Origin of the sequence: Actinoplanes utahensis (genome assembly GCF_016862455.1) — a bacterium.
GTDB lineage: Bacteria > Actinomycetota > Actinomycetes > Mycobacteriales > Micromonosporaceae > Actinoplanes > Actinoplanes utahensis.
Genome location: NZ_BOMZ01000049.1, coordinates 17,264 through 41,878 on the forward strand (window position 1 = coordinate 17,264; position 24,615 = coordinate 41,878).

The 24,615-nt window shown below is 70.7% G+C and carries 22 protein-coding genes and 3 pseudogenes; 11 read left to right on the forward strand and 14 right to left on the reverse strand.

From position 1 onward, the window contains the following. Positions 1-88 precede the first annotated feature (88 nt). Genes Aut01nite_RS18815 through Aut01nite_RS18825 form a run of 3 tightly spaced genes read left to right on the forward strand, consistent with a single transcriptional unit; the run spans position 89 to position 2,633 of the window. Positions 89-952: an NAD(P)-dependent oxidoreductase gene (locus tag Aut01nite_RS18815; protein WP_043528669.1), complete on the forward strand. Its 864-nt coding sequence runs from the start codon at positions 89-91 to the stop codon at positions 950-952. Continuing rightward, a complete protein-coding gene (locus Aut01nite_RS18820; RefSeq protein WP_052164153.1) occupies positions 949-1,857 on the forward strand; it encodes an NAD(P)-dependent oxidoreductase in 909 nt (302 codons plus the stop codon). The genes Aut01nite_RS18815 and Aut01nite_RS18820 overlap by 4 nt, the downstream gene beginning before the upstream one ends. Further along, positions 1,854-2,633, forward strand: a complete 780-nt coding sequence (locus tag Aut01nite_RS18825; protein ID WP_043528729.1) for a class I SAM-dependent methyltransferase — start codon at positions 1,854-1,856, stop codon at positions 2,631-2,633. The genes Aut01nite_RS18820 and Aut01nite_RS18825 overlap by 4 nt, the downstream gene beginning before the upstream one ends. Before the next feature lie 21 nt (positions 2,634-2,654). Here Aut01nite_RS18825 and Aut01nite_RS44615 read toward each other — a convergent pair. Next, positions 2,655-3,053, reverse strand: a pseudogene (locus Aut01nite_RS44615) (NF041680 family putative transposase); the annotation flags it as partial. Positions 3,054-3,247: 194 nt separating this feature from the next. On the opposite strand from Aut01nite_RS44615, the gene Aut01nite_RS18835 reads away from it, so the two are divergent. The 3 genes from Aut01nite_RS18835 (at position 3,248) to Aut01nite_RS18845 (ending at position 5,203) form a co-directional block, all read left to right on the forward strand. Then, on the forward strand, positions 3,248-3,799 hold the full coding sequence (locus Aut01nite_RS18835) for a TetR/AcrR family transcriptional regulator (RefSeq protein ID WP_043528667.1): 552 nt from the start codon (positions 3,248-3,250) through the stop codon (positions 3,797-3,799). 16 nt (positions 3,800-3,815) lie between these two features. After that, positions 3,816-4,541: a class I SAM-dependent methyltransferase gene (locus Aut01nite_RS18840; RefSeq protein WP_052164151.1), complete on the forward strand. Its 726-nt coding sequence runs from the start codon at positions 3,816-3,818 to the stop codon at positions 4,539-4,541. A 239-nt stretch (positions 4,542-4,780) separates the two neighbouring features. Beyond that, on the forward strand, positions 4,781-5,203 hold the full coding sequence (locus Aut01nite_RS18845; RefSeq protein WP_043528665.1) for a VOC family protein: 423 nt from the start codon (positions 4,781-4,783) through the stop codon (positions 5,201-5,203). On the opposite strand, the gene Aut01nite_RS18850 is transcribed toward Aut01nite_RS18845, so the two are convergent. Genes Aut01nite_RS18850 through Aut01nite_RS18875 form a run of 6 tightly spaced genes read right to left on the reverse strand, consistent with a single transcriptional unit; the run spans position 5,166 to position 12,754 of the window. Continuing rightward, positions 5,166-7,184, reverse strand: a complete 2,019-nt coding sequence (locus Aut01nite_RS18850) for a beta-galactosidase (RefSeq protein ID WP_043528663.1) — start codon at positions 7,182-7,184, stop codon at positions 5,166-5,168. The genes Aut01nite_RS18845 and Aut01nite_RS18850 overlap by 38 nt on opposite strands. Further along, complete coding sequence (locus Aut01nite_RS18855) at positions 7,181-7,825, reverse strand: hypothetical protein (RefSeq protein ID WP_043528661.1); 645 nt, start codon at positions 7,823-7,825, stop codon at positions 7,181-7,183. The genes Aut01nite_RS18850 and Aut01nite_RS18855 overlap by 4 nt, the downstream gene beginning before the upstream one ends. Continuing rightward, the gene (locus tag Aut01nite_RS18860) at positions 7,822-9,291 is read right to left on the reverse strand and encodes a GH39 family glycosyl hydrolase (RefSeq protein WP_052164150.1); all 1,470 of its coding nucleotides are present in this window, start codon (positions 9,289-9,291) and stop codon (positions 7,822-7,824) included. Before Aut01nite_RS18860 ends, Aut01nite_RS18855 begins: the two co-directional genes overlap by 4 nt. After that, positions 9,288-10,931, reverse strand: coding sequence for an ABC transporter substrate-binding protein (locus Aut01nite_RS18865; RefSeq protein ID WP_043528659.1), 1,644 nt, complete (start codon positions 10,929-10,931; stop codon positions 9,288-9,290). Before Aut01nite_RS18865 ends, Aut01nite_RS18860 begins: the two co-directional genes overlap by 4 nt. A 12-nt stretch (positions 10,932-10,943) precedes the next feature. Next, positions 10,944-11,813 carry a carbohydrate ABC transporter permease gene (locus tag Aut01nite_RS18870; RefSeq protein WP_236642914.1) on the reverse strand — a complete coding sequence of 290 codons (870 nt, stop codon included), beginning with the start codon at positions 11,811-11,813 and terminating at the stop codon, positions 10,944-10,946. Beyond that, entirely contained in the window at positions 11,810-12,754 is a 945-nt protein-coding gene (locus tag Aut01nite_RS18875) for an ABC transporter permease (protein WP_052164161.1), read from the reverse strand. The genes Aut01nite_RS18870 and Aut01nite_RS18875 overlap by 4 nt, the downstream gene beginning before the upstream one ends. A 226-nt stretch (positions 12,755-12,980) precedes the next feature. On the opposite strand from Aut01nite_RS18875, the gene Aut01nite_RS18880 reads away from it, so the two are divergent. The 3 genes from Aut01nite_RS18880 to Aut01nite_RS18890 all read left to right on the forward strand — a co-directional run bounded on the left by Aut01nite_RS18880 (position 12,981) and on the right by Aut01nite_RS18890 (position 16,698). Continuing rightward, positions 12,981-14,018, forward strand: a complete 1,038-nt coding sequence (locus Aut01nite_RS18880) for a LacI family DNA-binding transcriptional regulator (RefSeq protein WP_204037586.1) — start codon at positions 12,981-12,983, stop codon at positions 14,016-14,018. Continuing rightward, positions 14,005-15,009, forward strand: coding sequence for an acetylxylan esterase (locus tag Aut01nite_RS18885; protein ID WP_052164149.1), 1,005 nt, complete (start codon positions 14,005-14,007; stop codon positions 15,007-15,009). The genes Aut01nite_RS18880 and Aut01nite_RS18885 overlap by 14 nt, the downstream gene beginning before the upstream one ends. 69 nt (positions 15,010-15,078) lie before the next feature. Next, positions 15,079-16,698 (forward strand): methyl-accepting chemotaxis protein, encoded by a 1,620-nt coding sequence (locus Aut01nite_RS18890; RefSeq protein ID WP_043528653.1) that lies wholly within the window; start codon positions 15,079-15,081, stop codon positions 16,696-16,698. Positions 16,699-16,755: 57 nt separating this feature from the next. On the opposite strand, the gene Aut01nite_RS18895 is transcribed toward Aut01nite_RS18890, so the two are convergent. Next, a complete protein-coding gene (locus tag Aut01nite_RS18895; protein ID WP_052164148.1) occupies positions 16,756-17,046 on the reverse strand; it encodes a hypothetical protein in 291 nt (96 codons plus the stop codon). Positions 17,047-17,542: 496 nt separating this feature from the next. Beyond that, complete coding sequence (locus tag Aut01nite_RS18900; RefSeq protein ID WP_043528651.1) at positions 17,543-18,988, reverse strand: flavin-containing monooxygenase; 1,446 nt, start codon at positions 18,986-18,988, stop codon at positions 17,543-17,545. Positions 18,989-19,051: 63 nt separating this feature from the next. Here Aut01nite_RS18900 and Aut01nite_RS18905 point away from each other — a divergent pair, with 63 nt between their 5' ends. Next, a complete protein-coding gene (locus Aut01nite_RS18905; RefSeq protein ID WP_043528649.1) occupies positions 19,052-20,278 on the forward strand; it encodes a PucR family transcriptional regulator in 1,227 nt (408 codons plus the stop codon). Between the two features lie 32 nt (positions 20,279-20,310). Here the strand turns inward: Aut01nite_RS18905 and Aut01nite_RS18910 are convergent, their stop codons facing one another. The 5 genes and pseudogenes from Aut01nite_RS18910 to Aut01nite_RS18925 all read right to left on the reverse strand — a co-directional run bounded on the left by Aut01nite_RS18910 (position 20,311) and on the right by Aut01nite_RS18925 (position 23,530). Then, positions 20,311-21,462 (reverse strand): SMI1/KNR4 family protein, encoded by a 1,152-nt coding sequence (locus Aut01nite_RS18910; protein WP_052164147.1) that lies wholly within the window; start codon positions 21,460-21,462, stop codon positions 20,311-20,313. Positions 21,463-21,534: 72 nt separating this feature from the next. Further along, positions 21,535-21,888, reverse strand: a complete 354-nt coding sequence (locus tag Aut01nite_RS18915) for a VOC family protein (protein ID WP_043528647.1) — start codon at positions 21,886-21,888, stop codon at positions 21,535-21,537. Beyond that, positions 21,885-22,034: pseudogene (locus Aut01nite_RS18920) on the reverse strand (Rieske 2Fe-2S domain-containing protein); the annotation flags it as partial. The gene Aut01nite_RS18915 and the pseudogene Aut01nite_RS18920, both read right to left, overlap by 4 nt. Before the next feature lie 178 nt (positions 22,035-22,212). Then, positions 22,213-22,353: pseudogene (locus tag Aut01nite_RS44845) on the reverse strand (FAD-dependent oxidoreductase); the annotation flags it as partial. Further along, positions 22,331-23,530: an MFS transporter gene (locus tag Aut01nite_RS18925; protein ID WP_063958818.1), complete on the reverse strand. Its 1,200-nt coding sequence runs from the start codon at positions 23,528-23,530 to the stop codon at positions 22,331-22,333. The gene Aut01nite_RS18925 and the pseudogene Aut01nite_RS44845, both read right to left, overlap by 23 nt. Positions 23,531-23,585: 55 nt before the next feature. On the opposite strand from Aut01nite_RS18925, the gene Aut01nite_RS18930 reads away from it, so the two are divergent. After that, positions 23,586-24,536 carry an ArsR/SmtB family transcription factor gene (locus tag Aut01nite_RS18930; RefSeq protein ID WP_043528643.1) on the forward strand — a complete coding sequence of 317 codons (951 nt, stop codon included), beginning with the start codon at positions 23,586-23,588 and terminating at the stop codon, positions 24,534-24,536. Positions 24,537-24,615: the final 79 nt, after the last annotated feature.

Below are 24,615 nucleotides of genomic sequence, written 5' to 3' on the forward strand. Positions count from 1 at the left end.
GTACGAACTATTAAGTAGGTACTTGTCCGAGCGACTGTAACCGCGAAGCATCGACGGCGGCACATTCCAGAAGCACGGGGGACGAGACATGACGATTTTCCTCGGTACGGGGGCGATGGGCGCCGCCCTGACCATCGCGGCCGTCCGTGACGGCGGATCCGCCGTGGTGTGGAACCGCAGCCCGCAACGAGCGCACGCCCTCACCCGGACGCCCGGCGTGAGCGCCGCCGAAGATCCACGTGACGCCGTCACGGCCGGCGACGTGATCGTGACCTGCCTGCTCGACCACGCCTCGGTGCACGAGGTGCTCGATCCGCTGGTGGCGGACCTGGCCGGGCGCACGGTGATCAACATGACGACCACGACCCCGAACCAGTCGCGGGAACTGGCCGCCTGGGCCGCGGCCCACGACATCGCCTACCTCGACGGGGCGATCATGGCGGTGCCCGAGATGATCGGCGAACCGGGCTCGATGATCTTCTACAGTGGTTCGCCGCTCGTCTTCGGCAAGCACCGGAAGCTACTGGACCGGTGGGGGAGCAGCGAGTTCTTCGGCCCCGATCCGGGCCTGGCGGCACTGTCCGACATGGCCATGCTCACCGGGATGTACGCGATGATCGGCGGCTTCCTGCACGGCACGGCCATGGTGGGCGCGGCGGGCGTGCCGGCGACCGCGTTCGCGCGCCGGCAGGGACCGTTCCTGGCGGCGATGGCCGGGCAGCTCGCCGGGTACGCGGCCACCATCGACGCCGCCGACTACACCGGCGCCGGCCAGCAGAGCCTGCGCTTCACCGAGGCGGCGCTGTCCACACTGATCGAGTCCAGCGCCGACGAGGGCATCAGCACCGAGCTGATCGACCCGGTACGCGAGCTGGTGCGCAGGCAGATCGCCGCCGGTTTCGGCGACCACGGAACAGCCCGCATCCTCGAAGAGCTCAGGAGCAGCCGATGAACCACGTGACCGTGATCGGTCTCGGTCCGATGGGCCGGGCGATGGCCGCCGTCCTGCTGCGGGCCGGGCATGCGGTGACCGTCTGGAACCGTACTCCCGGCCGCGCCGCCGAACTGATCACCGCGGGCGCGTCAGCCGCCGCGACGCCCGCTGACGCCGTCGCCGCCGCCGATCTGATCATCCTCAGCCTGACCGACTACCAGGCGATGTACGACATCCTCACCCCGGAGACATCCACCGGCCTGGCCGGGAAGGTCCTGGTCAACCTCAGCTCCGACACGCCGGCAGCGTCCCGGCAGGCGGCTGCCTGGGCGACCGGACAGGGGGCGCGGTTCCTCACCGGCGGGGTCATGGTGCCCGCGCCGGCGGTCGGCGGCCCCGGCGCGTCGGTGTTCTACAGCGGTCCCGCGGATGTCTTCGGCGCTCACGCGGAGGTGCTGCGGCTGTTCGGCGAGCCGCGTCATCTGGGCGACGATCCCGGCTTGGCGCAGTTGTTCTACCAGGCGCATCTGACCGTCTTCCTGACCGGGTTGTCGAGCCTGCTGCAGGCCACGGCGATGGTCGCCACCGCCGGTGTGCCGGCCGCCGACTTCCTGCCCGGCGCCCTGGAGATGCTCACCGGCATCCCGGACATGATCGAGGATGTGCCGGAGCTGGCTCGCCGCCTGACGGACGGCGACCATCCGGGCGACCTCAGCACCGTTCTCATGATGGGCGCCACCGCCGATCACATCGTCCGGACCAGCGAGGCGCTGAGCATCGACACGGCCCTGCCGCGGGCGGTCGGATCCCACTACGACCGGGCCATCGCCGCCGGTCACGGCAAGCTCGGGTGGTCGGCACTCTACGGGATCATCGCCGGGGGCGGCTCGGCGGCGCCGGGCGGGCCTACGCTGGCGGGGTGAATTTCGAGGTTTCAGCGGAGGCGTACGGCCGGTTCATGGGCCGGTACTCCGAGCCACTCGCCGTGCGGTTCGCCAGGTTCGCGGGTGTCGAGCCGGGAGGACGGGCCCTCGATGTCGGGTGTGGTCCCGGCGCGCTGACCGGGGAGCTGGTCAGGATTCTGGGCGCCGGCTCGGTGTCGGCGGTGGACCCGTCGCGGTCGTTCGCCGCGGCGGCGAGCGCCCGCTTCCCCGGCATCGATGTCACGGTGGCCTCCGCGGAGCGGCTGCCCGAGCCGGACGGCGTCTTCGATTTCACGATGGCGCAGCTCGTCGTGCATTTCATGGACGATCCGGTGGCCGGTCTGCGGGAGATGGCGCGGGTGACGCGCCCGGGCGGCGTGGTGGCGGCCTGCGTGTGGGATCACGGCGCCCGTGGGCCGGTGACCGCGTTCTGGCGGGCCGTCCGAGAGCTCGACCCGGGGGCGCGCGGCGAGTCGGACATGCCGGGCGCCCGCGAGGGTGATCTCGTCCGGTTGTTCGCCGCCGCCGGGCTGACCGGCATCCGTGAGGATGTGCTGACGGTCGAGGCGCGCTTCCCGGCCTTCGAGCAGTGGTGGGAGCCGTTCACCCTGGGCGTCGGCCCGGCCGGCGCCTATGTCGCGCAGCTCGGCACGGCCCGCCGTGCCGAGCTGCGCGACCGGTGCGCGTCTCTGCTGGGCGGCGAGGAGCCGTTCGGTGTCACCGCGTCGGCGTGGGCCGCGGTGGGGCGCCGCGCCCTGATGGGAACCGGTGAGTGAACCTGGGACTTAGCTTGCCATTCAACCCGTGCGGCCGGGTTTGGTGCCCTTCTTGTGGTGGGTGGGCAGAGCCTGGCCGGTGACCAGGATGAGTCCCACGTGGGGGCGGACAGCGGACTGTCGGTTGCGGGAACCGGGCGGACGTCCGGGACCGGGTGGCTGGGTCTAAGGTGTACGCGCTGGTAGGGCGCTGGCCGCGCGGAGGTTCCGAAACCCCCGCCGCACCCGGGCCGGGGTGAGCCGCTCCGGCGTCATCGGGCAATCTCAGGGCCGGCGCAGGTCCTGGGCGAGCGGCCGAGCGAGGCGCGGCTGAGTATGCGCGGCCAGGATCAGCCGGGTCCAGTGGTCCGCCGCGGTCGGCTCGCGCACCTGCGGAGCGGTCCAGCCAAGACTTTGCTTCAGCAGGCGGAAGGTGTGCTCACCGCCGCCCAGGCCGAAGCCGGCCGCGCCCAAGTCGACCTGCTCTGGCGGCAACGCTGTGAACGTGCCCGCTACGGCGTCGACCGTGCCCAGCGCCAGTACCCAGCTCGCCGAACCGGAGAACCGGCTCGTGGGCCCAGGGCACGCCTCGAACGGGGTTGTTTGTAAGTGGTCACTGCTGTAAGGCTGCGGTCATGGCAACACAGCGCAGTACCGCACCACGCCGGCGATCGGACGCGGTCGCCATCGCGATGCGGGTGATCGCCGACCACGGGGCCACGACGGCGTCCGTACAGAAGGTCGCCGACGAGATGGGCGTCTCCCAGCCGTACGTCTTCCGGCTCTTCGGCAGCAGACGCGGCCTCCTCCTGGCCTGCCTCGACGAGCTGGAGTCCCGCATCCGCGGCGCGATGCGGGACTCCAGCAGGGACGTCGCAGGGGAGCCGCTGCCCGCGATCCGGGCGGGTTACCGGAACCTCATCGCCGACGGCGTCATCACCGGCCTCTGGCTGCAGGCCTGTGCCGCGGCACGGTCCGACGAGGTCGTCGCGGCCCGCTGCCGGGCGGTGATCGCCGCCATCCTGGACGAGGCCGAAGCGCTGTCCTCGGCCGGTCCGCAGGCGGTGACCGCGTCCCTGGCCCGCGCCACGCTCGTGCTCACGATGCAGGCCATCGGCATGGACGTCAGCGCCGGCATCGACACGGCCCTCACCACGCTGCGCAGCACCGAGACCCGCACCCACTGATCGGAGCGAGACGACCATGGAACTGTTCGGAACGGTCGCGGACCTGTACGAGACGGCCCGCCCCGGCTACCCGCCGCAGATCGCCGACGCGATCCTGAGCTACCACGGGCGTACCCCGTCGTCGGTGGTGGAGATCGGTGCCGGGACCGGCAAGGCGACCGCGGTCCTGGCCGGCATCGGCGCGCCGCTGACCTGCGTCGAGCCGGACGCCCGGATGGCCGCCGTGCTGGCCTCACGGTTCCCGGTGGCGGTGGTCGAGCGCAACACGTTCGAACACTGGTCGCCGCCTGCCGGTGGGGCCGAGGTGCTGGCCTGTGCGATGGCCTGGCACTGGCTGGACCCGGCCACCCGCAACACCCGGGCCCGCGGCATCCTCGCACCGGGTGGCACCCTGGCCGTTTTCGGTCACCGGTACGAGTACGCCGACCCGGCACACGGGGCCGCCATCCAGGCCGCGGTGCGGGCTGTCGACCCGGGCGTGCGGGAACGGCCGGCCGACTGGTTCCACGATGACATCGTCGCCGCCGGCTGCTTCACGGGCGTACGGAAGCAGGTCTTCGAGAATGTGCTGCCCCTGGACAGATCCGCCTACCTGGCGCTGGTGCAGACCTTCGGCCCGTTCCTGCAACGTTCCCCCGAGCAGCAGGAACGCGGCCTGGACGCCCTCGGCACCCTGATCGACGACTTCGGCGGCACGGTCGTTCTCAACCTGCGCACCACCCTCGTCCTGGCCCGCCGGTAGCGGTACCGGCACCCGTCGTGCCGGATGCGCGCGGGTTCCCCGCGCTGGATGTGGGGCCGGCCGCCACCCGCGGCGGTGTGCACGGCGCGTCCGGCATCGGGTCCGGTGCGTCAGTCGCGACCGTGCTGAGCGCCGTGTCCTTCGGCGTTTGGGGTAAACTCACCCGTCACGCATCGCACGACGCATCGATTGCAGTATCGAGGCCACTATCCGACCGCTATGCCGGGCAGGCTCAGAGCATGACTCTTGACCGTTCCGGATCGCGGATCGACCATCTCAACGTCGCCGTACCCGACCTCGCTGTCGCTGTCGCCTTCTACGAGCCGGTGCTGGCCGCCATCGGGATCACGAAGATGCTGGAGATCCCGGCGAACGCGACCCCGAACCAGCCGACGGCCATGACCGGGTTCGGGCTGGCGGCCGTCAAACCGTATTTCTGGCTCATCGACGGTGGCACCGTCGGCACGAACATGCACCTGGCGTTCACCGTCGACAGCCGCGACGACGTGGCGACCTTCTACCGTGCCGCGCTCGGCGCCGGCGCGACCTCCCTGCTGGCGCCGGCCGTTCATCCGGAATACCACGACGACTACTACGGCGCGTTCGTGCAGGACCCGCACGGCATCAACCTCGAGGCGGTCTGTCACCGGGTTCCGGGCTGACCCGGAGCAGGAGGACACCGTTCGGGGCAAGCCGTAGCTGTTCACCGGCCCGCAGGTGTTCTCCGGTGAGCAGGTCGGTGCCGTCGATGCCGGGCAGGTCGGCGGGTGCGGCACCGTGGTTGAGGACGAACAGCAGCCGGGCGCCGTCGGGAGTGACGCGGGTGGCGGTCTCCACGTCGGGGACGTCGGCGAACGGGCCGAGCAGGTCGTGGCGTTCCAGGACCTGCCGGACGATCGGCGCCGGGTCGAGGGCGGTGCCGACGTACCATGCGTCGCCGGCGCCGTGCCGGTTGCGGGTCACGGCGGCGGTTCCGGCGTAGAAGTCCTCGCCGTAGGTCCCGGCCACCTCGGCGGACTCCGGGATGACCAGCTCGAACACGAGCCGGGCCGGGAGCACCGAGGAGCCGGCCGTCACCGGGTTGACGAAGGACTCCTCCCGGGCGTCCCACTCGTCCACCCGTACCCCGAGAAGGGTTTTCAAAGGTCCCGGAACGTCGGCGAGGAAGGCGTTGTCGTTCTCGTCGACCCGGCCGGACAGGAACGTGGTGATCACGGAACCGCCGCGGGTCGCGACCGCGGCCAGGCGGTCCGCCAGGTCACCTTTGATCATGTGGAGGGCGGGCGCGACCACCACGTCGTAGGCGTCCAGCGGCGCGGTCACCGGAATCACGTCGAGGTCGGCGCCGAGCGACCACACCGCCCGGTGGTAGTCCTGCACCACGTCCAGGTAGCGGACCAGCCGGGACGGGCCGTCGGAGATCTCCAGGGCCCACCAGCTGTCCCAGTCGAAGAGCAGTGCCACCCGCGCGGGGGTACGGCCACCGAGCGTCGCCGTACCCAGCGCGGCCAGTTCCGCGCCGAGCGCCGCGACCTCCTGGAAGACCCGCGTGTCCGAGCGGCCGGCGTGCCCGATGACCGCGCCGTGGTACTTCTCGCCGGCGCCGCGGCCGGCCCGCATCTGGAAGAACAGCACCGCGTCGGCGCCGTGCGCGACCGCCTGCCAGCTCCACAGCCGCATCACCCCGGGCCGTTTCAGCGGGTTCACGTCCCGGCACGCGGTCACGCTGGGTGTCTGTTCCATGAGCCAGAACGGCTGCCCGTCCTTGAGCCCGCGCATCAGGTCGTGGGCGAGCGCCATCCGGGCGGCGGACCGGTCGTCGGGCGGATAGTTGTCCCAGGAGACGAAGTCGAGGTCGGCGGCCCACCGGTGGTAATCGATCGGCTGGTACAGGCCCATGAAGTTGGTGGTCACCGGGGTGTGCGGGTCGAAGGCGCGGATCGCGGCCTTCTCGTCGCGGAAGTTGGTGAGCATCGCGTCCGACATGAACCGCCGGTAGTCGAGGGTGATGCCGGGGAAGGCGGTGTGGTCGGGGCCGCGCCAGTGCTCGGTCAGCGCGTTCGGCGGCTCGATCTCGTCCCAGTCGGTGAACGTGTGCGACCAGAAGGTGGTGTACCAGGCCGCGTTCAAGGTCGGCAGGTCCTGATATCGCTGGTGCAGCCACTCCCGGAAGCCCGCCGCGCACGACGTGCAGTAACAGGCTCCGCCGTACTCGTTCCCGACGTGCCAGGCGACGATCGCCGGATTCCCCGCGTACCGTTCCGCGATCCGGCCCGCGAGCGCGACCGACAGCTGCCGGAACACCGGCGAGCTGGGGCAGGAGTTGTGCCGCTGGCCGTACCGGTGCTCGCGCCCTTCGAAGTCTGTCCGGGTCACTTCGGGGTGCGCTTTCGCCAGCCACGGGGGATGGGCGCCGGTCCCGGTGGCGAGGCAGATCTGACGGCCTTCGGCGGACGCGCGTGCGACGACGGCGTCCAGAACCGAGAAGTCGTACGTGTCCGGTCCGGGCTGGGTGAGTGCCCACGTGAAGACACCGACAGTGAGGGTGTCGATGTGCGCGGCGTCGAACAGGCGGTAGTCGTCGTCCCACACCGAGACCGGCCACTGCTCCGGGTTGTAGTCGCCACCGTAGGGGATCTTCATCGGGTGAACTCGTCACGGACCACCGCGATCATCGCGCGACTGTTGCTCAGCAGGCCCAGCACCAGTAGCGATCCCGCCAGGGCGAGCGCCGCCTCGGACCAGAACCAGACGCCGCCGACCGCGACGACGAGCAGGCACAGGTTCGCGACCGTCACCGAGGGCTTCGCGACCATGAGGTACGCCGCCAGCCGCGCGACATCGCGGGTACGGAACTCGAACAGCGACGTGATGACCAGCGCGTTCAGTACCCACAACGTCGCCACCCCGCCGACCAGCAGCACCGGCCCGCCGCCACCCACCTGCACGGCGAGCACCGCCAGCCAGACGGCCCAGAGCCGCGCCGCCTGCCCCGCGTCGAGCCGGAGCCCGCGCAGGAAGAGCGCCGCCGGCCGCAGATCGGTCAGGTCCAGCTTCCGATGGTGCAGCGCGTAGACCGCCGCGGACACCGCCGGCCCGACGGGCAGCAGGCACAGCGCGGCCAGCGGCAGGTTCGACGGATGCCTGTCGAGCAGCACCGTCACGGCCAGTCCCGGGCCCGCCGTGGCCAGCAGCAACAGTTCCACCACGAGCAGGTGGTAGACGAAGGCGGCCGCCTTCGACAGCAGCCCGGTCCCGAACCGTTCCCCGACCGCCGTGGTCACGGCTGCCCGCCGAGCAGCCGCGCGTCGTCCCACCACGGTGGCGTCTCGTCGGCCACCGGGCTGATCTCGAGAAGGGTCACCTCGTGCCGGGTGAGCGCGATCTCGATCTCCACATGCCCGTCGGCGACGGGCAGGCGGCGGTGGGTGCGTGCCGGTTCGGCGGCCTCACGCAGCAGGTCCAGCTGCCGGGGCAGCGGTGACGCGGGCCGGCCCATCTCGCGCCACGCCGTCCACGCGTTGCCGTGGTCCTCGTCGACGGTGGACCGCATCAGGAAGGCGGCGTCACCGGCGATCGGGACGGAGAACCGCAGGTTGTGCGTGCGCGGCCCGGGTTCGGCGCCGGTGTGGTCGACCGGCGCCCAGGCGAGCACGGCGATCCGGCCGGTCTCGTCGGCGGTGATCACATGATCGTCGGAACGGGAGATCACCTGATCGCCCAGGCGTGCGGCGAAGGCGTACAGATGGAAGGTGGGTTTCTTGATCTGGCGGTGGGTCAGCAGGCCGAAACCGCCGTGGAACAGCGTGGTGGGGACACCCTGCTCCTCGAACATGTCGCTGAACGTCCAATAGGAGAACGAGTCGGCGTGGTCGCCGCCGAACGCGACGACCGGCGCCAGGTAGGCGGCGTGGAACGCGGTGTCGTGAATGGGGTTGTCCGGCCGGTAGGACGAGTTGAACTCGGTGATGTGCACCGGGAGCCCGGCCAGCGGTGTGCCCGCCAGTTGCCGGCGGGGCAGCGCGAACTGTTCCAGGAGCTGCGACGCGGGAGCCAGCGGTTGATAGACCCCGAACGGCACGTGCTGGGCGGGCCCGGAGGTGTACGCGTGCCGGCTCACGAAATCGATCGGCACATCGTTGTCGATCACGAAGTCGGCGAAGGTCTCCAGCCACTTGTCCGAGCCGGGGGAGATGGCCGGCCCGCCGACCTGGAGTTCCGCGTCGACGTCCTTGATCGTCTTGGCGGTGACCTCGTAGAGCCGGTGATAGGCGTCGGCGTCCGCGTCCTGCCAGAAATCGGTCAGGTTCGGCTCGTTCCACACCTCGATCGGCCATTGCCGGACCTCGGCGGCCCCGTATCGGTCGATCAGATGCGCGATCGTCGCCCGTACCAGATCGGACCAGGCCGCATGGGAGCGCGGGGGAGTGACGTTGGCGCGCCACCAGAAGACCGTCTGGTCGCCGGAGGCGAGCCCGGACGGCATGAAGCCCAATTCCAGGAACGGGCGGATGCCGAGTTCCAGGTACGCGTCGACGACCTGATCGAGATAGGTGAAGGAGTGCCGTACCCGCTCCTGACCGGTGTACGAATAGGGCTGGAAGACGCCCATGCCGTCGCTGAACAGCCCGTGCCCGCGGATGTGCCGGAAACCGATCTCCCGTTGGACCAGCGCGAGCGACTCCTGATGGTCGCGGCGCAGCGCGAGGTCCATCCGGCCGGTGCCGACACAGGCGCGCCAGGCTTTCACCCGTGCTCCTTCTTGTACCGCTCGTAGGCCTTGTTCACGATGTCGAGGTACTGCTGGGAGTTCTTCGCCTCGAGCTCCTTGACGTAGGCGTCCCATTCGCTGAGCGGCCGCTGCCCGAGCGCGAACTTCAGGGTGTTCTGGAAGACGTGGTCCTGGAGCGCGGAATCCCAGAGGGTGACCTGCTCGCGCTCCTCGACCGACAGCGGCGCGGGCGGCGGGACCGGGCTGACCTGGCGTTTGTTCATCTCCGCCTGGAACGCCTTCTCCTCGTCGGTGAACTGCGAGTTGAGCATCGCGGTGCTGCCGCCGTACGCGAAGACGCCGTTGGAGAATCCGTAGTCGACCTGCAGATCCTTGGGCGCGTCCGGGTTGAGGCCGGCCCATTTGATGCCCGGGTCGAGCTGGAACGAGCCGTCGTCGACCTTGCCGGTGTAGGTCTGGCCCTCGATGCCCCACTTGCTGAACATCAGGCCCGCGTCGGAGTACCAGAGCCAGTCGATGAACTGCATCATCGCCACGAAGTTCTTCGACTCCCGCGCCTTCGAGGAGATCATGAGGCCGCTCTCCAGACGGCTCACCCCGGGCAGGACGGTGCCGGCCGGGCCGGTCGGCAGGATCAGTTTCGACACCTTCGCGCCGGGGACCTTGGCGACGTCCTTGCGCAGTTCGTTGACCAGGGTCTGCGCGTTCACCCCGATCACGAACGACTTGCCGTTGGCGAACTTCTGCCGGGCGATGTCGTCGGTCTGGGTGAAGCTCTCCGGATCGACCAGGCCCTCGCTGACCAGCTTGTGCAGGTACTCCAGCATGGCGCGGTACTCCGGCTGCGCCCCGGAGTACTCGAACCGGCTCGTGGCCGCGTTCCAGTGGGTCGGCGTCCAGCCCCAGCCGGCGTGCGTGCCGTACGCGGCGCCGAGCAGGTTCAGCAGGTTGTTGGCGCCCGGCTGCGGGGGAGTGCTCCACCGGTCGGACAGCGGGTACAGGTCGGGGTGGGCCTTCTTCATCTCGCGCAGCATGTCCGCCACGTCGTCCCAGGTCTGCGGCGCGGGGAGCTTCAACTTCTCCATCACATCGGCACGGACCCCGAGCGAGTAGTCCTGCCAGGCGTTCTCGTGCAGCCCGGGCAGCAGGTAGTACTTGCCGTCCTCGGCCTTGAACCCGTCCAGGTTCGGCTGCAGGTTCCAGCGGGCGACCTTCTCGGTGTAGTTCGGCATCAGGTCGACGTAGTCGCTGACCGGCAGGATCGCCCCGCCCGCGATGAACGCCTCCTCCTGCGGGTGGTACGTCTTCGGGATGATGAACGGCGCGTCCCCGGCACTGACCATGACGCTGCGCTTCTGGTTGTAGTCGCTGCCCGGAACCGCCGTGCCCTCGAGGGTGACGTTGGTGCGCTTGGCCAACTCGGTGAAGAACGGCCAGTCCGCCTTGTACGGGTAGGCCTGGTTGCTGAGCATCAGGATCGAGAAGGTGAGCGGCTCGGTGGCCTTGAACTGGTCGCCGGCCTTGAACCCGTCCATGGCCCCGGCGCGCTTGTCGTCCAGGCCCTCCTTGCCGTTCTCGGCGTCGTCGCCGCATCCGGCGAGCCCGGCCACGGTGGCGGCGCCGGCGGCGGTCAGCAGGTGGCGTCTGGTCAGCTTCATGGGGATCCGCTCCTAGCCTTTGACGGCGCCGAGCATGACGCCGGAGACGAAGAATCGCTGGATGAAGGGGTAGACGAGCATGATCGGCAGCATGATCAGGACGATCGTGACGGCCTGGATGTTCGCCGCGATCTGCAGCGCGGCCTCGCTGGTCGCGGTGTTGTCGGTGCCGCCGGTCGCGCCGGCGATCAGGTTGCGCAGATAGACGGTGACCGGGAACAGGCCCTGCCGGTCCATGTAGAGGAACCCGGCGAACCACGAGTTCCAGAACGACACCGCGTAGAACAGCAACATCGTGGCGAGCACCGCCTTCGACAGCGGCAGCACGATTCGCAGCAGGGTGCCGTACGTGCCCGAGCCGTCGACCGCCGCGGCCTCCTCCAGTTCCGGCGGCAGGCTCTCGAAGAACGCCTTCATCACCAGCAGGTTGAAGACGCTTATCGCGTTCGGCAGCACGATCGCCCACAGGGTGTTGCGCAGGCCGAGCGAGCTGACCAGCACGTAGTTGGGGATCAGGCCGCCGTTGAAGAACATCGTGAACACCGCGATGCCGACCAGCACGGTGCGGCCGCGCAGCTCGCGTTTCGACAGCACGTAGGCGTAGCAGGTGGTCAGCACGAGGGCGATGACCGTCGCCACCACGGTGTAGACGACGGTGTTGCGGTAGTTGGCCCAGAAGACCGGATCCGACATCACCTTCTGGTACGTGGTGAGGTTGAACCCTTTCGGCCACAGGACGACCTGGCCGGAGCGGATCTCCTGCTCGCCGCTGAACGACCGGGCCACGATGTTGACGAACGGGAACAGCGTCACCAGCACCACGCCGGTCAGAACGGCCGCGTTGGCCGCCTGGAACGCCCGGTACCCCCGGGTCGCGGTCACCACAGGCTCGTCCCGACCGTGCGCCGGGACAGGGTGTTCGCGCCGAGCACCAGGAACAGCCCGATCAGCGCCTCGAACAGGCCGATCGCGGCGGCGTAGCTGAAGCTGCCGGACACGATGCCGACCCGGTACAGGTACGTGGAGACGACGTCGGCGGTCTCGAAGGTGAGCGGGTTGTAGAGCAGCAGCACCTTCTCGAAGCCGACGGCCAGGAACGTGCCGATGTTCAGGATCAGCAGCGTGATCATGGTGGGCGCGATGCCGGGCAGGGTCACGTGCCAGGTCTGCCGCCAGCGGTTCGCGCCGTCGACCTTCGCCTGGTCGTACAGGTCGGTGTCGATCGTGGTGAGCGCCGCGAGGTAGAGGATCGTGCCCCAGCCGACGGTCTGCCACACCTCCGACGACACGTAGAGGGTGCGGAACCAGCCCGGCTCCTGGATGAACGCGACCGGATCCCGCCCCAGGGCCTGGAGACCCTGGTTGATCACGCCGTCCACCGCGACGGTCTGCAGGATCAGGCCGGCGACGACCACGATCGACAGGAAGTGCGGCAGGTATGACACGGTCTGCACGAACCCTTTGAGCCAGCGGGTGCGGACCTCGTTGAGCAGCAGGGCCAGGACGATCGGCAGCGGGAAGCAGAACAGCAGGGTGAGCGCGCCGAGCACCGCCGTGTTCGTGAAGACCTGCCAGAACGTCGGGTCGCCCAGGAACATCGTGAAGTACCGCAGCCCCACCCACTGCTCACCGAACAGATCACCGCCGGGCTGATAGCGCCGGAACGCGATGACGTTCCCCAGCATCGGCAGATACCGGAAGACCAGAAAGAACAGCAGCGGGAGTACGGCCAGCGAGTACAACTGCCAGTCCCGGCGCAGCGGCCGTCGCTTCCGCCGCACCGGCGGACCGGGGGCCGGAGCGTCCTTCACCTCTTTGCTCAACGTGACAACCATGAATGTCTCGACCGTCCAGTTTCCGAAAGTTTCATCGATGGACCGGTATCTCTGGCGGCGAACGTAAGTCCGTTACGAATTCATGTCAAGGCTCCTCATCGCGCTCACTGGAAGCAGATCAACAGTGGACTACGTCGATGTCCTGACGGTATGGTCCGGATCTGATCGAACGAAAAGCCGGTCGCAACTACCGACAGGGGCGCGTGATGTTTCGATGACTTCTGACAAGGCCGGGACCCCCGCGACCATCGCGCTCATCGCCACCGAGGTCGGCGTGTCCATCACGACCGTCTCCAAGGTCCTCAACGGGCGAACCGACGTGGCCGCGCAGACCCGGGCCCGGGTCGAGGCCAGCCTCGCCGAACACGGCTACCGCCGTCGCTCTCGCCGGCCGCCCGCCGTCACCGGCCACATCGACCTGGTCTTCCACGAGTTCGACGCGGCCTGGGCGATGGAGGTGTTGCGCGGCGTCGAGGCGGTCACCTCACCGGCCCGCGTCGAACTGGTCATCTCCCAGCTGGACGGCAGCCACCGGCCGCCCCGGCACTGGGCCGACGACGTGCTCGCCCGCAATCCCCTCGGCGTGCTGCTGGTGCTCTGCCACCCCACCGAGTCGCAGCGACGGCAGTTGCACCGGCAGCGGATCCCGTTCGTCGTGCTGGACACCGACAGCGCCACCGAGTCCTCGGTGCCGACCGTCGGCTCCAACAACTTCAACGGCGGCCTGCTCGCCACCCGGCACCTGCTCGACCTGGGCCACCGCCGGATCGCGGTGATCTCCGGGCCCGCCGACGTCCTGTGCAGCCGGGCCCGGGTCGCCGGGTACCGGTCGGCACTCGACGAGGCGGGGCTGCCGGCCGAGCCGGGACTGATCAGATACGGCCATTTCACCGGGGAGACCGGCTATGAGCACGGGCTCGACCTGCTCGACCGTTCCGACCGGCCGACAGCGGTCTTCGCCGGCTCCGACATGCAGGCGATGGGGCTGATCCGGGCGGCCCGGCGACTCGGGCTGCGGGTGCCGGCGGATCTGTCGGTCGTCGGTTACGACAACGTGCCGATGGCCGAGTGGTCGGCGACCCCGCTGACCACCGTCGACCAGCACGTCCAGGACATGGCGGGGACGGCCACCCGGATGCTGCTCGACCTGGCGCGCGGCGTGGCCGTACCGATGACCAGGATCGATCTCGTCACCGAACTCGTCGTCCGGGAGAGCACCGCCCGTTGGGAACCCCGTGATGCAACCGCCTGACTTCGACACGTTCTGGCGCACCACCCTCGCCGAGTCCGCCGGGCCGATCGTCCTCGACGTCCGTCCCGTGCCGAACGATCTGGACCTGCTGGACTGCTGGGACGTGACGTTCGGCGGGTTCGGCGGGCATCCGGTCCGCGCCTGGTACACCCGTCCCGCCGGGCACACCGAACCGCTGCCCGCGATCGTCGAGTACGCCGGGTACGGCCGCGGGCGCGGGCTCCCGCACGAACGCCTGACCTGGCCGGCCGCCGGATACGCGCACCTGCTCATGGACAACCGTGGCCAGGGCGACCAGTACGGCTCCGGCGGGGACACCCCGGATCCCGCCGGGGTCGCGCTCGGCGGTCCGGGCCCGGTCACCCGGGGGATCCTGTCGCCCGCCGACTACTACTACCGCCGTCTCATCGCCGACGCGGTCCGTGCCGTCCATGCGGTGCGGGAACTGCCCGGCGCCGACCCGGACCGCGTCGCGGTCGTCGGCAACAGCCAGGGCGGGCTGCTCGCGCTCGCCGCCGCCGGGCTGATCCCGGATCTGGCTGCCGCCCTGGTGTCCGCGCCGTTCCTCTGCGACATCGAACGCGGCGTCGAACACGCCAGCGGGCCGCCGTACGCGGAGATCTCCGCGTACCTGGCCGTGCACCGGGACGCGGAGGAGGCCGTCTGGCGCACCCTGTCATATGTCGACGGGGTGAGCTTCGCCCGGCGAGCGACCGCGCCGGGCCACTTCGGGATCGGGCTGCGGGACACCGTCTGCCCGCCGGTCACCGGCCGGACCGCGTACGAGCAGTACGGCGCCGCCGCGCCCGTACGGCCCACACGGGCCAAGCACGAGTACCGGTTCAACGGCCACGAGCACGGCGAGGCGTACCACGTGCGGCATCAGTTGCGCTGGCTCGCCCGTACCCTCGCGGCTCCGGGGGCCTCTCCCACCGCGGACCGCGCCCTTGACGCTCAGGGTGCGGGCCGGCGAGCCGATCTTCATGGGTGAGGGCGGCAGAAGCCCTGTTCGAACCGCCCGGCCCTGGTGGCCGGGGGCGAAGGGGAGTCGAGGGTCTCCGTGGTCGAGTCGGGCACGTCCGCGCCACAGTCGGGTGGCTGGTTCGCCGGGCTGAGCGTCAACGTCAAGTTCCTCAGCGCCGTCACGGTCGCCGCGCTGGTCGCCGTGGTCGTCGGACTGCTGGGACTGAACGGGATGAGCCGCGCCAACGACGGCGCCCGGGAGATCTACAACGGCAACCTGGCCAGTGTGGCGGCACTCGGTGACCTGAAGGCGTCGGTCCTGCAGACCCGCCTGACCATCACCAACCACGCGTTGTCCCGCGACGACACCACCCAGGCGAAGTACCTTCAGGCGCTGGCCGACGACCAGAAGGCGGCGGAGGCGGCCTTCATCGCCTACCGCGACAGCGATCCCGCCGTGGACTCCGCCGCGATCGACGAGCTCTACGCCGACTTCATGGAGCTGGAGGAGATCGCCGCGAACAAGCTGATCCCGGCCAGCCAGCGCGACGACGTCACCGCCTGGCAGAAGATCCGCGATGCGGAGATCAGCCCGCTGATGGCCGAGGCGATGCAGGACATCGCCGACATGACCGCCGCCGAGTCCGCCGACGCCGCGAACACCGCCGCGGAGACCGACGACTCCTACACCGGCAACCGCACCCTCGTCCTCGTCCTCCTGCTGATCGGGCTGCTGCTCGCGATCGGGCTGGCCGTCTTCATGGCCCGCGGCATCGTCCGCTCGCTGCACCGCGTCACCGACGTCTGCGAAAGCCTGGCCGCCGGCGACCTCACCCACACCACCGGCCTGACCAGCAGCGACGAACCCGGCCGGATGGGCCGCGCCCTGGACACCGCGATCGCCAGCCTGCGCCGGACCGTCACCACGATCGGCGGCTCCGCCGTCGAACTGGCCGGCGCCTCCCGCGAACTCACCACCGTCAGCGCCGACCTCCAGGCCGGCGCCGCCGACGCCGCCGCCAAGGCGGGCACCGCCTCGCACGGCTCCGAACAGGTCAACGCCGGCGTGCAGTCGATCGCCGCGGGCGCCGAGCAGATGAGCGCCTCGATCACGGAGATCGCCAGCAACGCCGGGCAGGCCGCGCAGGTCGCCCAGCAGGCGATGGCCGTCGCCCGCCGCACCACCGACCAGGTCGCCCAGCTGGGCGCCGCCAGCGCCGAGATCGGCGACGTGGTCCGGCTGATCACCAGCATCGCCGAGCAGACCAACCTGCTCGCCCTGAACGCCACCATCGAGGCCGCCCGCGCCGGCGAACTCGGCAAGGGCTTCGCCGTGGTCGCCGGCGAGGTGAAGGAACTGGCCCAGCAGACCGCCAAGGCCACCGACGAGATCACCAGCCGGATCGAGGCGATCCAGGCGTCCAGCGGCAGCGCGGCCCACGCGATCGGCGAGATCACCGCCGTCATCCAGCAGATCAGCGACTACACCACGACCATCGCCTCGGCCGTCGAGGAGCAGACCGCCACCACCGCCGAGATGAGCCGTTCCGTCGCCGACACCGCCGCCAACAGCGGCGACGTCGCCGCCACCGTCTCCGGCGTGGCCGCCGTGGCCGGCGCCACCGCGGCCGGCGCCGACACGACCCAGCAGGCCGCCGCCGACCTGACCCGCCTGTCCGGCGAACTCACCGCGCTGGTCGGCCAGTTCCGCCACTGACCGATCGCCTCCGGTCGACCGACGGGATCGCGGGACCCGTGTCCCGTGTCCCGGGGGTCAGCCGACCAGGGCCCACCCGTACGGACGAGTGGTGTGGTTGCGGCGCGGCGGGTAGAGCAGGGCGACGACCTCGAGGGCCCAGCGCATGCGTGGCACGGCCAGCTCGGGATGGTCGCCGTATTCGGCGGCGACGTCGGCGGCACATCCGCGGACACCGCCGTGCGCGCGGACCGTGGCCCGGATGGCGTCCTCGACGACCTCGAAGGCCGGCCGGCTTCCGGTGGCCAGACCGGTGGTGAACAGGGCTTCCGCCCGGGCGGCGGTCAGTACGGGGGTCGTGGCGTTCATGATGGCTCCTCCTTCGCGGGACGTGCTCGGACGCTTCCTATTCGGGCCGGGCGCTCGTCTGGATGGATTCCTGTATCACCAGACCGGCCGGCCACCGGGTTCTCATCGCTGACGCTAGGCCGGGGGTACGACACTTTTTCGTCGGCACCTCTCGGAAGGGTGAACCCCGCCACACAACAAATGGTTCAGGACCCGGGACGCTGACAGCAATACGGGAGACACCCCAGAAAACCTGCTGGTGAACCCCGAGCAACCCCAGACACGTCTCCAGGAGGAGAGCCGCTTCTCGTAACCGGAGACGAGCCTCGGGTACAGCCGTGGCAGGAATCCGACGAGCCGGTCCACCGTCGTCGCGTCGCCACCGACCCGGATCCGGGGCGACCCCGCCCGTGCCTCCGCGACGATGATCCCGGCGGCCCGCCCCGAAGAGATCGACCGTGAGGGTACGGGTCGAACGACTCCCCGTCCGTGTCCAGGATGGTCTGCCCGCCCCCGCTCACACCGGGATGCCGGCGAAGTGCAGTTCGGGGTCGGTGACGCTGTCCGCGCGCAGAAGTCGCACGTCGGACTGGTAGTCCATCGAGGTCAGCCAGGGCATCCGGTCGCCCTGGCGGGGCAGCTGATCGACGGCGCGTTCGATGTAGCCGGCGCCGAAGTCCAGGAACGGCCGGGTCGGCATGGACGGGTCGGCGACCTCGGGCCGGCAGATGTCGTATCCGTGGGCGTCCATGTGGGCCAGCAGCCGGCAGAAGTGCTCACAGAGCAGGCCGATCTTGAGCGTCCAGGACGAGTTGGTGTACCCGATGGCGTAGGCCAGGTTCGGCACACCGGACAGCATCATGCCCTTGTAGGCGACGGTGTCGGCCAGTTTCACGGCAGCCCCGTCGACGGTGAGCGGGACTCCGCCGAACGCCTGCACGTTCAGGCCGGTCGCGGTCACGATCACGTCGGCGTCGATCTCCCGGCCGGATTCCAGGCGTACGCCGGTCTCGGTGAACGTGACGATCCGGTCGGTGACCACCGACGCCCGCCCGGAACGGATCGCCCGGAACAGGTCGCCGTCCGGGACCGCGCACAACCGCTGGTCCCACGGCGCGTACGGCGGGTTGAAGTGCTCGTCGACCGGATACCCGGCGGGCAGCTGCCGGGTGTTGACCCAGCGGATCACCTTGCGGGCCGTGTTCGGGAACCGCCGGCAGAACGACCAGATCGCCTTCTGCTGGACGATGTTCTTCCGGCGGGTCCAGGCGTACCCGCGTTCCGGCCCGAGCCGCTTCTTCAGCGCGTTCGCGATCGCGTCCTTCTTCGGTACGGGCAGGATGTACGAGGGCGTCCGCTGCAGCATCGTGACGTGCCCGGCCGTCCGGGACATCGCCGGGACGAGGGTGACCGCGGTCGCCCCGCTGCCGATCACCAGCACCCGTTTGCCCGCGTGATCCAGATCCTCCGGCCAGTGCTGCGGGTGCACGATCGTGCCGCCGAACCGGTCCCGCCCGGCGAACTCCGGGGTGAACCCCTCGTCGTACCGGTAATAGCCGCTCGCCGAGAACAGCCACCCGCAGGTGAGCGTGCGGCCGTCGGCGAGGGTGACGGTCCACCGGGCGTGCTCGGACGACCAGGACGCGGCGACGACCCGGTGATGGTAGCGGATGTGCTGGTCCAGGCCGTTCTCGGTGGCGGTCTCGCGCAGGTAGGACAGGATCCGCGGCGCGTCGGCGATCGACTCCTCGTCTCGCCAGGGCTTGAACTCGTACCCGAAGGTGTGCAGATCGGAATCGGACCTGATGCCCGGATAGCGGAACAGATCCCAGGTGCCGCCGGAGGCGCCCCGCGCCTCCAGGATGGCGAAGCTCTTACCCGGCAGTTCGGTCTTCAGGTAGCGCCCCGCGCCGATGCCGGAGATGCCGGCCCCGACGATCAGGACATCGAAGTGCTCGCTCATCCTGCCATGGTCGATGGCCCGGCGACCTTGCGCTAGCACGGAGCGCACCAAAATACTCATCGCATGGTGCAGAACGTCCCCTGGCCGGAGATCTCACCGCGGATGGCCGAACTGCTGCGGCAGGGCGCGCGGGCCGCCCTCGAACCGCCCGGCGACTGGCTGGAGGACCTGCACCAGGCGTCGCTGAGCAGCCGGCGGATCCGGGCGGTCACCGAGGACCCGGCCCTGGTCGCCGCGGTCCGCCGCAGCAATCTCGCCAACCTGCGCCAATGGGTGGTGACGAATCTGCGCGAGCCCGGCAGCCGGGTTCCGGCGAACCTCGGCCCGGAGATGCTGGAGTCCTCCCGCGATCTGGTGCGCCGCGGCCTCGACCGGGGGGTGCTCGACGCGTTCCGTACCGCGCAAGGGGTCGTCTGGCGGTACTGGATGGAGATCTGTTTCGGTCTCACCTCCGACGCCGGGGAGCTGCGTGAGCTGCTCGACCTGTCCGCGCTGTCGATCACCACGTTCATCGAGGACACCATCGCCGCGCTGTCCGAACGGATGGACGCCGAACGCGCCGAACTCACTCGCGGCGCCCACGCCGAACGCCGGGCCGCGGTCACGTTGCTGCTGGAAGGCGCCCCGATCAGCAGGTCCCGGGCGGAGACCCAGCTCGGCTACCGGCTGACCGGCCCGCACACCGCCGCGATCATCTGGGACACCGGCGCCACCACCCCGAACCGGCTGGAGGCGGCCGCCGAGTCGCTGCTGCGGGTCAGCGGCGCCGCCCACCGGCTCACCATCGTGGCGAGCGCCGCCGCGCTGTGGCTGTGGCTGCCGACCGGCGAACCCGTCGACGCCGGCCGGCTCACCGCCGAACTCGCCGGGCATCCCGAGGTGCGGGTCGCGCTCGGCCGGCCCGGCGCCGACGTCGCCGGGTTCCGGCGCAGCCATCTCGACGCCGCCACCACCCAGCGGATGCTGGCCCGGCTCGCCTCACCGCAGCAGGTCGCCCGGTACAGCGATGTTCAACTGGTCGCCCTGCTCACCGCCGAACCGGCCCGCACCGACGAGTTCCTCGCCGACACCCTCGGCGAACTGCGGCACGCTGACCCCGAGACGCGGGACACGGTCGCCACCTACATCCGCGAGCAGTGCGGCGCCACCCGTACGGCCGAACGCCTCTACACCCACCGCAACACCGTGCTGCGCCGCCTCGCCCGCGCCGACCGGCTGCTTCCCCGCCCGCTCGCCGAGGACATCGTCGCCGTCGGCGCCGCCCTGGAGATCCTCCGCTGGCGCGGCTGAGCCGGCGACGCCCGTTCCGGGTGCGCCGCGCTCTACTCCGGGAACGGCTCGAAGGTCGCGAACTCCAGTGGATCATCGTCTTCGTCGAGGGCGACCAGACCCGGGGCGTCGAAGCGTCCACGGGTCCACGCCAGGAGTGTCTCGATCAGGCCGCCGGGCAACGGCGGTCCCTGTTCGTCATGCCGCGGATAGACGATCAGCTTCCAGGAATCGGGGTCGCCCTCGGTGAGCCAGCCCAGCTCGTCGCCGTCGAGGGAGGTCGCGAACGGCAGGAAACCGCCCGGCTCCGGCCAGACGGCGAGGGTGTTGTACTCGGGAAACTCCGCGCGCAGCTCCCGGTAGGCGTCCAGTGTCTGCTCGACGTGGCTGTCGAACGCGTCACCGCGGGGCGAGGGGAAAGCGAGCCAGTCGCGCCAGGTCCCGGCTCCGTAACGGTCCATCAGCGTCACGTACTCGTCCGGCAGCCGGGTGCCCAGGCGCGCGAACAGGTCCTCCCAGGCGCCGTCGCCGAGGCGCGGTGTCGCGGGCGGCGGCACCAGCGTGGTCAGCGCCGCCAGACCCTCGCCTTCGGTGAGGGCGGCCCGGCGGCGCGGGTCGGTCGGCGGCGCCGGTTCCGGGGGAGCCCACCGGTGGTTCTTCCGCAGGAAGGCCGTCCGCTCCAGCGTCGCGGGGATCGGATCGAGCCGCCCGCCACCGGGCAGCGGCAACCCGTTGCGGGTCGCCTCGACGAGCGTTTCGACCAGCGGCGTCCCGTAGCGCAGCCACGGGTCGGCGCCCTCGTCGGCAGTGTCCTGCCGGAAGACGACGACCGGCCAGCGGTCCGGGTCGTCGCCGGCCGAGGTGTCCCAGAACAGGTGATCGGCGGTGCGGGTGCTGCCCCACGCCAGCAGGCCGCCGGGCTGGGGGTGCAGGATCGGCGGTGGGCTCGCTGACGTCTCCCGGGAGACCACCCGGCAGTGCCGGTGGGTCTGCGCCAGCCAGTCCCCGTAGTCGAAACCGTCGTAGTCCTTGCAGGGAACGTGCAGCCAGATGTGCTCGCCGATGTCGAGGGGGCCGTACGCGGAGGCGATCGCCTTGTAGTCGGCGGGCAGGGTCAGGCCGAGCCAGCTCTCCACGGCGGCCCAGTCGATCCGGGGCGGTGTGGCGGTGGGCGGGGGTCCGAAGACGGCGGCGAACGACTCCATCCGCGCATTGTCGCCGGTGGGCGGCGGAACCGCTGCCCCGTACATCGAGGGTTCCGGTCCCGCCGCCCACGGTCAGCGCCGGTGCAGGAGGCAGAACTCGTTGCCCTCGGGGTCGGCCAGGACGGTGAAACCCTCGTCACCGTTCTGGCCGACGTCGGCGTGGGTGGCGCCCAGCGACAGCAGCCGTTCGACCTCGGCCGCCACGTCGCCGTCGGCGGCCACCAGATCGGGATGATCCCGGTTCTTGCCCGACTTCGGCTCGCCCGCCGCTTGGAGCCACACGCTGAGGCCGCCGTCCGGTGGCCACAGGTGGGCGTCGCCGTCGTCGCCGTAGTCGATCGTGTAACCCAGTACCGCCGACCAGAACTCCGCCTGCCGGCGTACGTCCTGCACATCGAGCGTCCACTGAGCGAACCTGCTGGTCATCGCGGATCGGCCTCCTCAGGATGTAGGGGTTCGGTGGCGGGGCCCTGCAGCACCGCTCCGTCCACGGTGAAGCGGGAGCCGTGGCACGGGCACTCCCAGGTGGTCTCGGCGTCGTTGAAGCGGACGATGCAGCCCAGGTGGGTGCAGCGGGCGGAGACGGGTGCCGGGGTGCAACGGGCCGACGAACGGGATCCGGTCGGTGCTGGTGTTGTCCTGGGCCGCCCAGCGGTAGGCGATCTCGGACACCCCGAGTCGTGTAACCGGTGACGCCGGCGGCGATCCGGTCCGCTTCGACAAGTGCACCCGCAGACCGCGTTCGGTCAGCTCCCACGTGGTCGACAGGCCCGCGATCCCGCCGCCGATCACCACCACGTCGGCTTCCGCGTCGCCGGTCAGCGCCGGGTGGGTGGCGGGCGGGGCCGAGTCCATCCAATAGGACTCCTCAGTGCCGGGCAGCTCGCTCATGGTCGAGGACTACCCGCCGGCCGCGCCGATAACCGAGGCGGCGCCACCCGGTGAGCACGACGGTCGCGGCGAGCAGGGCCACCAGGCCGCATACCCCTTTCCAGCCGTACGCCGTGAAGCAGCGCACGCCCAGCCACGACCCGATCGCGCCGCCGAGGTACGCACAGGTCATGTAGGCCGTGTTCATCCGGCTCAGCCGTCCGGGCCCGAGGGCGTAGAACCGGACCTGGTTGGCGACCGTGCCGGACTGCATGGCGACGTCGAGGACCAGCGTGCCCGCGATCAGCCAGCCGATCCGCCCGCCGCCGCCGAGGCTCAGCAGCGCCGCCGCGACGAGGACGGCGGCGGCGCAGATCAGCGTCACGAGGTCGGGCCCGCGGCGGTCGGCCAGCCGGCCGGCGAACGGGGTGACGATCACGGTCACGACGTTGACCAACGCGAGCAGGCCGGCGGCGTGCGCGTCGTAGCCGTACGCCGGCCCGGTGAGCAGCAACGCCACACACGTCCAGACGGCGGAGAACCCGGCGAACACGGCCGCCTGGTAGCCGGCCGACCGGCGCAGCAGCGGCTCGCGGCGCAGCAGCCGCAGCGGTTCGATGAGCAGCGCCGGGTACGGCCGGCGGGTGCCCGGCCCGGTCCGCGGCACGACCCGGCCGGCCAGCGGCACCAGCGCCAGGGTCAGCACACCGAACAGCAGGTACGGCGCGGCCCAGCCCCACCACTCGGCGAGGTAGCCGCTGAACGTGCGGGACAGCAGCATGCCGCCGGTACCGCCGCTGAGCAGCAGGCCGCCGGTGACTCCGCGCCGATCCGGCGGGACCAGCCCGGCCACCATCGGGCCGATGATCGGCGCGGCCACCGTGGCGGTGCCGATCAGCACGCTCAGGGCCACCAGCGGGCGCAGCGCGGGCATCAGGCCCGCGATGAGCAGCAGCGTGCCGGTCACCGCGAGCAGGGTCATGAGCAGCCGCCGGTGCGGCAGCCGGTCGCCGAGCGGCACCAGCAGGAACAGTCCGGCGGCGTACCCGAGCTGGGTCGCGGTGACCACCGCGGCCGCCGCGTCGCCGGAGACGTGCAGGCCCGCGGCGATCGCCGGGCCGGTGGCCTGCGGGAAGTAGACGTTGCCGACCGCCACGCCGCAGACGGTCGCGAGGAGGAGAACCGCGCTCGATCTCATGTCCGCAGTCCACCGCGTCAGCCGATCGGCGCTAACAGATATAGCCTGGGGCTAAATGATCGAGTACGAGCTGAGCGCCGACGACCTGGCCGACACCCGCTTCGCGATCTCACCCGTGCAGGAGCTGGTGTTCAGCCTCTGGGCGCTGCGCGATCCCGGCCGTTACACCCTGCACCTGCCGTGGCGCCGGGCCGCGCTCGCCGCGGTCGGCGCCGATGACCTGCGGCTGCTGCTGGCGCTGGTCGGTGCGGCGCGCGGCTTGCCGGACTTCCTGACGCCGCGGCCGGACTCCTTCACGCCGTCCTTGGCCGAGGAACTGGCGACGGTACGCCGTACCCCGCCGGACATCGTCGACCGCGACCTCGCGGCCACCCACCGGCCCGGCCCGGTGCCCGCCGTGCTGCGTACGGCCACCCTGGCCGACCTCATCGCCGTCCTCGAGCGCTACTGGGCGGCGTCGATGGAGGCCGTCTGGCCCCGGATGCGCCTGGTCCTGGAGGCCGACACCACCTATCGTGCCCGGCGGCTGGCGATCGGCGGCGCCCGCGCGCTCTTCGAGGACCTGCACCCGAACGTGACGTGGGATCAGGGGACGGTACGCATCGACAAGATGATCGGCCGGCATCGGGTGCTGGCCGCCGGCCGGGGTCTCCTGCTGCTCCCGTCGGTCTTCGCCTACAAGCCGATCCCGCCGATGAGCCCGGACGAGCCGCCCTGGCTGTCCTATCCGGCCCGCGGCGTCGCCGACCTCTGGCAGCCGCCCGCACCCGTCCACCCCGGCATCCTGCCCGCCCTGGTGGGGCCGCCGAAGGCCCGCCTGCTCGCCCTCCTCGGCGAGGAGTCGACCACCACCGACCTGGCCCGCCGCCTCGGTGTCACTCCGGGCGCCGTCTCCCAGCATCTGCGGGTCCTGCACGCGAGCGGCCTGCTCATCCGAACCCGGGCCGGGCGTTCGGTCCTGTACCGCCGCAGCCCGCTCGGCGACCGCCTCACCGGTATGGGGTAGGCGGCACGAATCCGTGATTCGGCCGGGCGCCCGGCCGTCGAGGATCAAGGGCGACGAACGAGCCCACGATGAGGGGAAC

Coding starts and splice junctions, on each gene's coding strand:
- Aut01nite_RS18815 (WP_043528669.1), top strand. CDS start 89: ATGACGATTTTCCTCGGTACGGGGGCGATGGGCGCCGCCCTGACCATC.
- Aut01nite_RS18820 (WP_052164153.1), top strand. CDS start 949: ATGAACCACGTGACCGTGATCGGTCTCGGTCCGATGGGCCGGGCGATG.
- Aut01nite_RS18835 (WP_043528667.1), top strand. CDS start 3,248: ATGGCAACACAGCGCAGTACCGCACCACGCCGGCGATCGGACGCGGTC.
- Aut01nite_RS18840 (WP_052164151.1), top strand. CDS start 3,816: ATGGAACTGTTCGGAACGGTCGCGGACCTGTACGAGACGGCCCGCCCC.
- Aut01nite_RS18845 (WP_043528665.1), top strand. CDS start 4,781: ATGACTCTTGACCGTTCCGGATCGCGGATCGACCATCTCAACGTCGCC.
- Aut01nite_RS18850 (WP_043528663.1), bottom strand. CDS start 7,184: ATGAAGATCCCCTACGGTGGCGACTACAACCCGGAGCAGTGGCCGGTC.
- Aut01nite_RS18865 (WP_043528659.1), bottom strand. CDS start 10,931: ATGAAGCTGACCAGACGCCACCTGCTGACCGCCGCCGGCGCCGCCACC.
- Aut01nite_RS18880 (WP_204037586.1), top strand. CDS start 12,981: ATGACTTCTGACAAGGCCGGGACCCCCGCGACCATCGCGCTCATCGCC.
- Aut01nite_RS18885 (WP_052164149.1), top strand. CDS start 14,005: ATGCAACCGCCTGACTTCGACACGTTCTGGCGCACCACCCTCGCCGAG.
- Aut01nite_RS18895 (WP_052164148.1), bottom strand. CDS start 17,046: ATGAACGCCACGACCCCCGTACTGACCGCCGCCCGGGCGGAAGCCCTG.
- Aut01nite_RS18900 (WP_043528651.1), bottom strand. CDS start 18,988: ATGAGCGAGCACTTCGATGTCCTGATCGTCGGGGCCGGCATCTCCGGC.
- Aut01nite_RS18905 (WP_043528649.1), top strand. CDS start 19,052: ATGGTGCAGAACGTCCCCTGGCCGGAGATCTCACCGCGGATGGCCGAA.
- Aut01nite_RS18910 (WP_052164147.1), bottom strand. CDS start 21,462: ATGGAGTCGTTCGCCGCCGTCTTCGGACCCCCGCCCACCGCCACACCG.
- Aut01nite_RS18915 (WP_043528647.1), bottom strand. CDS start 21,888: ATGACCAGCAGGTTCGCTCAGTGGACGCTCGATGTGCAGGACGTACGC.
- Aut01nite_RS18925 (WP_063958818.1), bottom strand. CDS start 23,530: ATGAGATCGAGCGCGGTTCTCCTCCTCGCGACCGTCTGCGGCGTGGCG.
- Aut01nite_RS18930 (WP_043528643.1), top strand. CDS start 23,586: ATGATCGAGTACGAGCTGAGCGCCGACGACCTGGCCGACACCCGCTTC.